Source organism: Micromonospora sp. DT53 (assembly GCF_049841535.1).
Taxonomy (GTDB): Bacteria; Actinomycetota; Actinomycetes; order Mycobacteriales; family Micromonosporaceae; genus Micromonospora.
This window is the reverse complement of the sequence record NZ_JBNCKM010000011.1, coordinates 213,497-225,389: the sequence shown is the minus strand read 5'-3', so window position 1 is coordinate 225,389 and position 11,893 is coordinate 213,497. Positions and strand designations below refer to the sequence as shown.

Sequence of the window (11,893 nt, the reverse complement as noted above, 5' to 3'; positions counted from 1 at the left end):
TGCCACCCCTAACAGCTCTCAAGGCGGCCGAGGTCACCGAATCGGTGACCTGCTCCACGTACGAACGCGGCGTGGACCAACCACCGGCCGGACCGCTCGGGGTGGATGCGGCGCTGGCCCAGGCCAAGCGGACCGGCAAGCAGGTCGAAGCGACCGCCGCCGGTACCTCGACGGAGACCCTGACCGCTCGCCCAGACGGACAGCTCCTGCTCAGCCAGAGCGCCATGCCGGCCCGCAAGCGCGTCGGGGACACCTGGAAGGCGCTGGACCCCACACTGGTTCGGCGGGCCGACGGTGCCATCACGGCGACCACCACCACGCATGACATCACGCTCTCCGGTGGCGGTACCGGACCGATGGCACACCTGGTCAGCGGGGACCGCTCGCTCGCCCTGACGGCACCCGTCGCCCTGCCCAAGCCCACGCTCGACGGGCCGACGGCCACGTACGCCAACGTACTGCCCGGCGTGGACCTGACCGCGACCGTCAACGCCCAGGGTGGCTTCTCGCACGTCTTCGTGGTCAAGGACGCGAAGGCCGCCGCGAACCCGAAGCTGGCCACGCTGGAGCTGGCCACCGCCGCCAAGGGCTTCACGCTCAGCGCCGACTCGGTCGGAAACATCAGCGGGCAGGACCGGACCGGCGACGCGGTCATCACGGCACCCGCGCCACTCATGTGGGACTCCTCGGCGGGGGGCACCAACGGACCGACCGCGCGCAGCGGCGCCACGTCGACGAGCAAAGCTCCCGGCCGCGCGGCACGTACCGCCGCCATCGGGGTGGCCATCGCCCCCGGCAAGCTCGGTCTCAAGCCGGACCGCAAGCTGTTCACCGATGCCTCGACCGTCTACCCGGTCTACATCGACCCCGACTTCAACTGGAGCAGCACCGGTCCGCGGATGTCCGGCTGGGCCAGCGTCTCCTACCAGCACCCGGGCTCCAACTACTGGAACAACACCCCCGACCCGGAAGGTCGGATGCAGGTGGGCAACTCCGGCGAACAGCGGTCGAACACGCTGATCAACTTCCCGGTGCCCTACAGCGCCTTGAGGAACGCGACGATCAGCTCCGCCATCTTCAAGATCACCAACACCCGGTCGTGGTCCTGCAGGGCGAAGCAGGTAAACGTCTACGCCCCGGACACGGTGCTGACCAAGTCCAACGCCACCTGGAACTACTGGGCGGGACAGAGCAACACCCGACTCGCGGCGAGCGCGAGCTTCGCCCACGGCTACAGCGGCTGCGCCGCCGCCGGCGTTGCTTTCAACATCACCACCCAGATCACGACCGACCTCGCCAACAACCGGACGGCCACCCGGACCCTGAAGCTGGTCGGCGAGAACGAGGGCAGTGATCCCGAGAGCTGGAAAGAGTTCCTCGAGACCAGCCCCACGCTGGAGATCCTCTACAACCACAAGCCGAACAAGCCGACCGGTATGACCACCTCGCCACGGACCGCTTGCGCCGGCGGGTCGGCCGTCGGCGACAACCCGGTCTACCTCTACGCCCCGGTGTCCGACCCCAACGGCGGCGCCCTCGGGGTGAGCTTCAAGCTCTGGAAGACCGCCGACGCCTCGCAGACCGCCCTGGCGTCGTCCAACCCGAACCTGCTCACCTACTCCTCCGGCAGCACCGGCGTGCTGATCGTGCCGTCCGCCACGCTGCGCGCCGCAGCCGGCGGCGCGATCACCAACTTCTCCTGGAAGGTCCAGGCGACCGACTTCCAGGCGACAAGCGACTGGTCCGCGACCTGCAGCTTCACCTTCGACCCCACCCGGACCGGCGCGCCGGAGATCAGCCAGCCGCAGGGACAGCCGAAGATCGGCGATGAGACCAGCTTCGCCATCACCCCGCCCCGGACCGGCACCCAGCCGACCAGCTACAGCTACCAGCTCAACGGCCTGCCCCCGGTCACCGTCTCCGCCACGGCCGGCGCGGCCACCGTCATCACGACGCCGACCCGGTTCACCAACACGCTCGCGGTGACCAGCCTCTCGGCGGGTGGCAACTTCGGCGAGACCGCCACCGTCACCTTCAACGCGGATCCCGCCGACACGGCTGCCGACGCGGACCTCACCGGTGACGGTGTCGCCGACCTGCTGACCGTCGGCGCCCGCAATGGGCTGCCCTCCGGCCTCTGGCTCGGAACGGGCATGAACAGCGGCGCGGTGCGCACCACGGTGAACGACATCGGAGCGCGGGGCAACGGGGTCACCGGCAACGAGGACCCGTCCGACTTCAACGGTGGCCAGGCGATCTCCGGCCACTTCTTCGGCTCCGGGTTGCAGGACGTTCTCGTCTACTACACGGCGGGCGCCAGCGCCGGCAATGGAACCATCCTGCGGGGCAGTGGCGACGGCTCGGTCATCCAGCCGTACAACAACCAGGTAAGCGTCTCCGGTGAGCTGCTGCGCGACGGCAACGGCAACGCGCCGCTGCAGTTGGCCAACGCCGGCGACGCCCGTGCCACCGGGTCCCTCCTGCCGGACCTGATCGGCACCAGCGGCGACGCCACGAACGGTTACTACCTCAACTACTACCCGATGGCCTTCGCACCCGGCCTGTACTACTACAACGCCAGCACCCCGACGCGAACGCCGACCGGCGGCGTGGACTGGAACAACTGGACCATCGCCACCGCCCAGGTCAACGGCAGCTCCTCGATGTTCCTGTGGAACAGCAGCACGGGGGCCCTGCACCTCTGGACCAACCTGGCCTACAACCAGGACACCAACCAGCTCACGTACACGCCGCACACGCTCTCGACCAACTGGAACCGCAGCGCCGCACTGAGCCTGCGGGCCGCCGACATCAACTCCGACAACACCCCCGACCTGTGGACCGTCGGCGCCAACGGCCTCACCACGGCGTACCTCGTGACTGGCCTCGGCGGCACGCCCGCCATCGCCACCCAGCAGGCGCAGGGTCTGGTCACCACCAAGCACACCTGGCCGCTCAACGACGGTACGGCCGGGGCGGCCGCGGGTACCGCGGCCGACACCTCCGGCGGCAGCACCCTCACCGGCACCGGCAACGCCTACTGGCACGAGGGTGACCTCTTCAGCCCGGACCTGCGGCTGAACAGCGATGCCACCGGCACGGGCGTGGACGCCAACGGCACCGGCAGCCTGGTCAGCGCCGACGGCCCGGTACTGATCGACACCACCAAGTCGTTCAGCGTCGCCGCCTGGGTGAAGCCCACCACCGCCGGCAAGGTCATCCTTTCCGAGGAGGGGGCGCGTTCCGCCCGGTTCATCCTCTGGCAGGAGCAGAGCGACAACACCTGGCGCTTCGGGATGGCCCGGTCCGACGGCGACGGCTGGTCGTACGACCAGGCCGCCAGCGCACCCAACGCGCAGCTCGGTGTGTGGACGCACCTGGTGGCCACCTACAACCACACCACGAGCACGATGGCTCTCTACGTCAACAACAACCTTGCCGGCACGGCACAGCACGCCGCCGCTGTGTCCTGGCCCAGCACCGGTCGGTTCGTCATCGGCCACTACCGCTACAAGGGCGCCCCGAGTTCCTACTACTCAGGCCAGATCAGCAACGTGCAGCACTGGGACCGGGCCCTGAACCCGGCCGAGGCCACCGCGCCGGGCAACTACGCCCAGACGCTCCTCGCACCCAACGTCCGCGACGTCACCGGCGATGGCCGGGGCGACATGCTGGTCAGGCAGGCCAACGGCGACGTGCTGCTGCGCCGCGGAACGAACCTGGACAACACGCTCACGTTCGATGCCGGCGTGGTGGTGTGCGGCAAGTGCGGAGGCTACGACTCGTTCAACATCGCCGATGCCAACAACGACGGCAAGTTGGACCTCTTCATGCGCCAGATCAGCACCGGCGACATGTACGTCTACCCGAACACGGTCGCCAGCGGAGACCCGGTCTGGGCCACCCGCCAGCTGGTCTGTGGCAAGTGCGTCAACTTCGGCACGTCCGACCTGGCCGATGTGAATCGCGACGGCAAGACCGACCTGTTCATCAGGGAGAACAACACCGGGGACATGTACGCGTACCTGGGCAACGGCCCGACCGGCGGCGCGATCACCTGGAGTAATCGGATTCTGCTCTGCGGCTCCTGCGGTGGGTACGACAACGTGCACATCGAGGACGCCAACAACGACGGCAAGCCGGACCTGGTCATGCGCAACGCCGGCACCGGCGACATGTGGGTGTACCCCAACGCCGCCGCCAGCGGAGCCCCGGTGTGGGCCACCCGTGTCCTGGTCTGCGGCAAGTGCAAGGACTTCGACATGAGCAGCCTCGGCGACGTCACCAACGACGGGAAGATGGATCTGCTGGTCCGTCGCAGGAGCAACGGCACCCTGAACCTCTACACGGGCAACGGCGCCCCCGGCACCGTCACCTGGGGCTCACACTCGTTCATGTAGTCCGAAGGGCCGAAACCCCCGGGCACCGCGAAAGCGGTGTCCGGGGGTTTCGCATGTGCGGGCCGAGCTTCCGGCCTCGGGGCGGCTGTGCACCGCGAGGACAGGCCGTGGCACGGGATGGTGGCGTCGGCGGCCCTCCAGGAGCCGCCGCTGGGCGCGGTTCGCCTGCGGCAGGGCTGACTGGCCGGGTCATGCCGCCGACGTCGACAAGGGTTCGCCCCTCAATTGACGAACGAGGAGATGTCCGCGGCTATCTCGTTCGGGTACTCGCCGTTGATGGCATGCGACGCGTCCGGGTAGGTCTTCACGGTGCCCTGGGTCAGGGACCGCTCGGCCAGCTTCGCGGCCTCGCCCGCGTCGTGCAGCCGGGATTTCCCCGCCATCAGGACGAGCACCGGAACGCCGACCGCCGCGAGTTGGTCCTCGGACGGCCGGGTCGGGGCGGACAGTTTCATCACGTACGCCTGCATGCCGGCCTCGATCATCCGGGCGACCGGTACGTCCTCCACCGGGGCGCCGTTCGCCGTCCAACTGGCGAAGCTGTCCCGCCAGGATCGGGGCGCCCAGCGGACGCTCACCGGGATGGACCTCAGCACCACCTCCGTTGACAGGTCAGCGAAGACCAGGACCGGATCGAGCAGGACGACACTCCCGACCTTCTGTGGCCGGTGCACCGCGAGGTTCATCGCCGTCCAGCCGCCGAACGACACGCCGACCAGGTGGATCGTCGGCTCGGGTAGCGCCAGCAGGACCTCGTGCAACCACTGCGCGTGCGCTGTCGTGTCCTTGATGGGGCGCTGCTGGATGCTCATGCCCGGTTCACCGAGCAGGTCGACGGTGTAGACGCTGCGCGACCGCAGCAGCGACGGCAGGTTGTCCGCCCAGACCGGCGACGCCGACGCCCGGCCGGGCAGAAGCAGCAGGGGCGCGGCTGCCGGGTCGGTGCCGCCACTGAAGTGGTAGAGGCGTACGACGCCGTAGCCGGTCCGGACGTCGAGGGTGCGGTCGGGCTCCGGCAGGTCCGCCATCGCCTCCCGATACGCACCGACGAAACGGTCGTGGGACTCCGTCGACGTGAAGTAGCCGACGGGGGCGGGGTCGCGCAGCGCGTACGCGATCGCCACCGTGATCACCGCGAGCACCGCGGCGGCCCGAATCAGGAGGCGTCGATGCGCTCGCAGGAATCCGCCCATCCTCCGCACCACCTTCATCACCATGAGGTCAGATTACTAACCGCTTGGTAGAAAATACAACCGTCAGGTCAGAGAGTGCTGGGCGAAGGGGCCGGTACGGTAAGCGGGTGCACCCGAACGACGCCACGTCAGCGCAGGTCCGCGCCGCCAAGCCACTCACGATCACCGAGCAGGCGCGACGGGCGCAACTGATCGGCGTGACCATCGACCTGGTTGCCCGACACGGCTATCCGGGCACCTCACTGGCCCGGATCGCGGAGGCGGCGGGCATCTCCAAGGCCGCCGTTCTCTACCACTTCCCGTCCAAGGACGCGGTCGTGCGGACCGCCTACGCCTCGGTCCTGGAGTCCCTCACCGAGTACGTCGGCACCGAAGTCGGGTTGCGATCCGGCGCGTCCGCGGTGGAGGCCTACGTCCGGTCCCTGGTGGCGTACCTGCGGAACCACCCGGACCACACGCGGATGATCGTCGAGGCGTTGAGCGAGGAGACCGGCATCAGTGACACGCCGAACGCCCGCAGTCGGCGAGAAGCGGTCGCCGGTCTGATCGACGCGGCGCGGGCGGCAGGCGACTACCGGCCCAGCGTCGACCCGCAGGCCACCGCCGTCATCGTGAACGGGGCCATTGACGCGATCGTGTCGGAGTGCCTCGCCGACCCCTACTTCGACAGCGGCCACGCCGCCGAAGAACTGGTCAGCATGCTCCGCCGGTCCCTCGGCGCCGCACCGCAGGACGCCGGGAACCCGTCGTCCTGATCGGCCGTCAGACCAGGCCGGCGTCGCGCAGGAGCTGCCACAGGCCGGCGCCGTCCGGGGCAGACAGCCACTTCTGCCCCACCGGCCCCGACGACGGGCGGCCGGCCGGGGCGGGCAGGGTGCCGGCCAGCACCGACTGCGTCGGGGAGAGCCGGCGGATCGCCACGGCGGCGACGTTCTCCGGGTGGGCGGCGGCGAACTCCCGGTAGATCTCCTGGTCGTGTTGGCCGTCGTCACCGACGAGCAGCCAGCGCACGTCGGGGAACTCCTGGGCCAGCCGCGCGAGGGTGACCCGCTTGTGTTCCATTCCGCTGCGGAACCAGCGGTCGGCGGTCGGGCCCCAGTCGGTGAGCAGCAGCGGCCCGGCCGGGTAGAGGTGTCGGGACAGGAAGCGGGTCAACGTGGGCGCCACGTTCCACGCCCCGGTGGAGAGGTAGAAGACCGGCGCGCCGGGGTGCGCGGTGACCAGCCGCTCGTAGAGCACCGCCATGCCGGGCACGGCCGCGCGGGCGTGCTCGTCGAGCACGAACGTGTTCCAGGCGGCGAGCAGCGGTCGGGGCAGCGCGGTCACCATCACCGTGTCGTCGATGTCGGAGATGATGCCGAACTTGACCTCCGGGTCGAGGATGCGCACCGGGGCGTCGACCGGCTCGGCGTCCGGCACACTGAGCCGGACCGTGCCCCAACCGGGCGGCAGGTCCGCCTCGACCAGGGTGTCGACGAAACCGCTGCGGTCGGCCCGCGTCTCGTGCCGCACCCCGCCGGCCTCGATGGTCACCGTGACGTGCTTGTTGGGCAGCGTGGTGAAGCTGCGCCAGCCGCGGACCTTGTCCAGCCGACCCCGCTGGCGGGTGTCCGGACGGCCCAGCAACACCCGACACATCACCCGCACCCACCCCGGCGCGCCATAGCCGGTGTACGCGACGATGTTGACCCGCCAGCCGGTGCGCCGCAGCCGACGCTCGACGAGCTGGTGTACGGCGTCCTCGATCCGCGCAGCCCGGTGCAGGTTCGGAACGGCCAGCTGGCCGGCGGGAGTGGGTGGCACGCGCCAACCCTGCCACACGTCGACAGCCACGGCCACGCGAGCCAACCCGGGCTGCGCCGATCCACCTCGGGGGCCCGGCCGACCGTGAAACACTCCGGGTCGGGACGACGACGGGGGCGTTGGTCGTGTCGCATCCAGAGCAGCACCGCGGGCGACGGCGTCCGCGACTCGACCGGCCGGCGCTCGTCGCGCTGCTGTTCGGGCTCGTCGGTGTCGTCTACCGGCTGGTCCTGACGCTCTTCACGGTGCCGGTGTCGAACAGCGACGAGGCCACCTTCGGCCTCGCCGCGCTGCACATTGCCCGGGGCCGGGAACACCCGGTCTTCCTCTACGGCCAGCACTACATGGGGATGTTGGAGTCGTACCTGGCCGCTCCCCTGCTGGCGGTGGCCGGGCCGAGCTGGCCGGTGCTGCGGCTGCCGATGCTCGCCCTGTACGCGGTCTTCCTCTACCTGATCCACCGGCTGACCCGCCGGCTCTGCACCCCGTGGTTCGCCGCCTTCGTGGTGGGTCTGCTCGCGCTCGGGCCGGAGCGGGTGGTGCGCGACCAGCTCACCGTCGTCGGTGGGCGGCCGGAGGTGAAGCCGGCGGTGCTGCTGATGCTGCTGGTCACCGTGGGACTGGCCGCCGGCACGGTCCACCGCCGCCGGCTCGCGGTCGGCCTGTTCGGGCTGCTCGTCGGGCTGGCCGTCTGGTCGGACTGGCTGATCCTCCCGTACCTCGCGGTGGCCGGGCTGGCCCTGGTGTGGGCGGTACGGCGGGAGCTGCTCGGCTGGTCCGGCCTGCTGCTGGTGGCGGGAGCGGTCGTCGGTGTGGCCCCGATGATCGTCGACAACCTGCGGGCCGGGCCCGGTGACGACTCGCTGACGGTGTTCCGGGAGGTCAGCACCAAGGCCGGGCCGCAGCCGCCGTGGTCAGACCGAATCCGGGGCGGTCTGCTGGAGGGGGTGCCGCTGGCACACGGGCTCTGCCCGGTGGACGGCTGCGGACGCTGGCAACAGTGGTTCGGCGTGCTCTACCCGCTGCTGCTGGTGGCCGGGGCGGCACTCGCGGTGCTCGCGTACCGCCGGGCGGCCGGGGCGTCGCGCGGGGAGCGGGTCGGGCCGGTCGTGCAGCTCGCGCTGGTCGCCGGCGCGGCGTTGACCCTGCTGTCGTACGTGCGCAGCCCGCTCGCCGCGACCAGTCCGCTGGACAACGCCCGCTACCTGTCGGTGCTGCAACTGTCGCTGCCGGCGGTGCTCTGGCCGCTCTGGGTGGCGGCGCTGACCGCCTGGCGGGGCACCAGCAGCGTGCTGGGACGGTTCACCGGCGTGCTGTCCAGCGCCGTGCTGGCCGCGCTGACCGTGACCACGCTGGTGGCAACCGTGCTCTTCGCGGCCACCGGCACCGCCGCGTCGCGGACCGAGGAGCGCCAGGCCCGGGAGTTGGCCGCCGCGCTGCGCGCCGACGGACCGCACGAGGTGTACGGGGACTACTGGACCTGCAACCGGTTGATCTTCAACACGGACGAGTCGGTGGTCTGCGGGGTGCTCGACGGGGACCTGTCGCCGGGGCAGAACCGCTACCGACCGTACTGGCGGCAGGTGGGACGGGCCGATCGGCCGGGCTACGTGGTGGCTGTCGACTCGCCGATGGACCGGCGGTTGCGCCGGTTGCTCGCCGACCGGGCCGACGCCGCGCCGGTGCGGGAGGTCGGCGGCTATCGCGTGTACCACCCCGACGCCCCGGTACGGCCCTGGCGCTAGGGGCTGGTCGTACGCTGGCCGGGCCGGCGCGTGGGGCGCCGCCGTTTCGCCCGTCGAGGAGACCCATGCTCATCCTGCTGCCGCCCTCGGAGGGGAAGGCCGACGCCGGCACCGGACGGCGCTGGACACCGGACCGGCTCTCGCTGCCCGCGCTGAACCCGGCCCGCGAGCGGGTGCTGGAAGCCCTGGTGGCGCTGAGCGCCGGGCCGGACGAGGAGGCCGCGCGGGCGGCGCTCGGCCTCAGCGAGGGCCAGCGGGGCGAGCTGCGGCGCAACGCCCGGCTGCGGGAGGCCGCCACCGCGCCGGCCGAGCGGCTCTACACCGGGGTGCTCTACGAGGCATTGGACCTGGTCTCCCTGCCGGCCACGGCGCAACGGGCGGCCCGCCGGTCGATCCTGATCAGCTCCGGGTTGTGGGGCGTGGTCCGGCTGGCCGACCGGATCCCGCCGTACCGCTGCCCGATCGGCGCTCGCCTGCCCGACGTCGGGGCGCTGTCGACGTACTGGCGTGGGGAGCTGACGCCGACGGTGGACGAGGCCGCCGGGCGGGGCCCGGTGCTCGACCTGCGCTCCGGCGCGTACGCCGCCACCTGGACGCCGCGCGGTGAGCTGGCCGAGCGGACGGTCACCGTGCGGGTACTGCACGAGCGGGAGGTTGACGGCGTGCCGGTCCGCTCGGTGGTCAGCCACTTCAACAAGGCGACCAAGGGGCGGCTGGTCCGGGATCTGCTCGTCGCCGGCGCCCGGCCGCGCACCGCCGCGGAGCTGGTGGGCACCCTGCGGGAGCTGAAACACACAGTGCTGGAGCAGGCCACCGCCGCGGGCCGCGTACGGCAGGTGGATCTGGTGGTCAGCGACCTGTAGCGGCATCGCAGTCGCAAGATTTGCTCAAGGCTGCGCCGGACCGGTTCCGTAACGGCGTGGCAGGGGCCACGGTAAGGCAACCCAGACTCCGACAAGGGAGCCTTCGTTGACCCGCGAACCCGCCCTGCTCGACCGGCCCCACTCCCCGACGTCCCCATCCCCGCTGGGCTGGTTGACCCTGGGCGACGCGTTCGAGGCCGCCTGCCTGCTGCGTTGCACACCGCCGCCGACCGCCGCCCGGCCGAGCACGGTACGTGCCGAGCACACGCCCGGGGTGGAGTTCAACCGGGAGGACGCCGCGCAACGGATGCGGCAACTGCTCAGCCGGCTGGACATCCCGGTCACCCACGAGGTGGCCGTCGGCGGCCTGCGCCGCCGCTACGAGCTGCACCGGCTGTGGGTGCCCCGGGAGCACCGGGGCGCGTACACCCGGATATTGGACGCGGGTTGGTGGCAGGGGCGGCGCGAGCTGCTCGGCGGGCCGTTGCCCGGCGCCTCGCCGGCCCGCCGGCGGTTGGTGACCCGGCTGGCGGAGGCGGCCTGGCGCTCGGCGCTGCTGGCCGCCGGGCGGCACGTCCGCCGGCACATCCTCGGCGTCCGGCTCACCGACCGGGAGCTGGCCGCGGTGCTGATCCGCAGCGCGGCCGTGCTCGACGTGCCGGCCCGGCTCCGCCCCGGTACGGGCTGCTTCCTGGTCAGCGTGGCCGACGGCCCGGACCGGCAGCGGATCCTGCGCAGCGCGGCGTTGGAGCCGGCGCGCGGCCCGCTTGTCGCACCCGGGACGGCGACGGCGCGCGGGGTGCTCCCGGCCTCGGCGCGGGGCGCGACGGTGGCACCGGCAGGTCGCGCGGCCTGCTGACCGGGTTCCGATCCTCCGGGACGTCGCCGACCCGGGCTTGCGCGCACCGGTCCGACGGCGCACAGTGCACCGCGTGAGTCGTACCCCGTCCGGCCGCGCCGGCCTGGTCGCCCTGTCGACGGTGCTGCTGATCGCGAACCTGGCCATCGCCGGCTGCCGGGACGCCCCGACCGAGCCGACGACGATCCGGATCGCCACCGGCAGCCCCACCGCTGTCTACTACGCGTTCGGGCAGTCCCTGGCGGCCATCCTCAACCGGGAACTCCCCGACGTGCGGGCGAGCGTGGTGATCACCGCCGCCTCGGCGGAGAACGTCCAGCTCGTCGGCTCCGGAGCGGCCGAGCTGGGCTTCACCCAGGCCGACGTGCTGCCCACCAGCACGGCGGGAAGCCCGACGGTCGACGCCGTCGCCCGGGTGTACGACGACCAACTGCACCTGGTCACCACGAGCGGTGGCCCGGTCCGCACGGTCGCCGACCTGCGCGGCCGGCGGGTCTCCGTCGGCGCGCCCGGCTCGGGCACCGAGATCACCGCGACCCGGCTGCTGGAGGTGGCCCGCCTCGGTGGTGACGAGGTGCGCCGCGAACGACTCGGTCTGGACGATTCGGTGACGGCACTGCGCTCCGGGCGGATCGACGCTTTCTTCTTCTCCGGCGGGTTGCCGGTCCGGGGCATCGAGGAGTTGGCCGAGGCCAGTGCCATCCGGATCGTGGACCTCAGCGAGTGGACCGAGCCGCTGCGCTCACGCTTCGGCCAGGTCTACGTCTCCCGGGACATCCCCCGCTCGGTGTACGGGGTGGACGCGGTGACCACGGTGGCCGACCCGAACTACCTGATCGTCCGGGCCGACCTGCCGGAGCCGCTGGTCCGTGAGGTGACCCGGCTGCTGATGGAACGCCGCGCCGAACTGGCCGACGCCCACCCGGCGGCGGGACGGATGAGCCCGCGCTCGGCGATCGTCACCGCGCCGCTGTCGCTGCACCCGGGGGCCGCCGCCTGGTACCGCGCCACCAAACCGTGACGGCCGGGC

At 71.6% G+C, this 11,893-nt stretch carries 8 protein-coding genes; 6 read left to right on the top strand and 2 right to left on the bottom strand.

Annotated elements, in window-relative coordinates; all coding sequences use genetic code 11:
- The first annotated feature begins 71 nt into the window (after positions 1 to 71).
- Positions 72 to 4,400, top strand: a complete 4,329-nt coding sequence (locus ACLQ3B_RS29470) for a LamG-like jellyroll fold domain-containing protein (RefSeq protein ID WP_425783956.1) — start codon at positions 72 to 74, stop codon at positions 4,398 to 4,400.
- 221 nt (positions 4,401 to 4,621) lie between these two features.
- On the opposite strand, the gene ACLQ3B_RS29465 is transcribed toward ACLQ3B_RS29470, so the two are convergent.
- Positions 4,622 to 5,617: an alpha/beta fold hydrolase gene (locus tag ACLQ3B_RS29465; RefSeq protein ID WP_425783955.1), complete on the bottom strand. Its 996-nt coding sequence runs from the start codon at positions 5,615 to 5,617 to the stop codon at positions 4,622 to 4,624.
- 83 nt (positions 5,618 to 5,700) lie between these two features.
- Between ACLQ3B_RS29465 and ACLQ3B_RS29460 the strand changes: the two genes are divergently transcribed.
- Positions 5,701 to 6,348, top strand: a complete 648-nt coding sequence (locus tag ACLQ3B_RS29460) for a TetR/AcrR family transcriptional regulator (protein ID WP_425783954.1) — start codon at positions 5,701 to 5,703, stop codon at positions 6,346 to 6,348.
- A gap of 7 nt (positions 6,349 to 6,355) precedes the next feature.
- Here the strand turns inward: ACLQ3B_RS29460 and ACLQ3B_RS29455 are convergent, their stop codons facing one another.
- Positions 6,356 to 7,396: an App1 family protein gene (locus tag ACLQ3B_RS29455; protein ID WP_425783953.1), complete on the bottom strand. Its 1,041-nt coding sequence runs from the start codon at positions 7,394 to 7,396 to the stop codon at positions 6,356 to 6,358.
- A 119-nt stretch (positions 7,397 to 7,515) separates the two neighbouring features.
- Between ACLQ3B_RS29455 and ACLQ3B_RS29450 the strand changes: the two genes are divergently transcribed.
- From ACLQ3B_RS29450 to ACLQ3B_RS29435, 4 genes are all read left to right on the top strand, one after another.
- A complete protein-coding gene (locus tag ACLQ3B_RS29450; RefSeq protein WP_425783952.1) occupies positions 7,516 to 9,141 on the top strand; it encodes an ArnT family glycosyltransferase in 1,626 nt (541 codons plus the stop codon).
- Positions 9,142 to 9,206: 65 nt separating this feature from the next.
- Positions 9,207 to 10,004, top strand: a complete 798-nt coding sequence (gene yaaA / locus ACLQ3B_RS29445; protein ID WP_425783951.1) for a peroxide stress protein YaaA — start codon at positions 9,207 to 9,209, stop codon at positions 10,002 to 10,004.
- A gap of 106 nt (positions 10,005 to 10,110) precedes the next feature.
- Complete coding sequence (locus ACLQ3B_RS29440; protein WP_425783950.1) at positions 10,111 to 10,863, top strand: hypothetical protein; 753 nt, start codon at positions 10,111 to 10,113, stop codon at positions 10,861 to 10,863.
- Between the two features lie 103 nt (positions 10,864 to 10,966).
- Entirely contained in the window at positions 10,967 to 11,884 is a 918-nt protein-coding gene (locus ACLQ3B_RS29435) for a TAXI family TRAP transporter solute-binding subunit (protein WP_425784006.1), read from the top strand.
- The last annotated feature ends 9 nt before the right edge of the window (positions 11,885 to 11,893 follow it).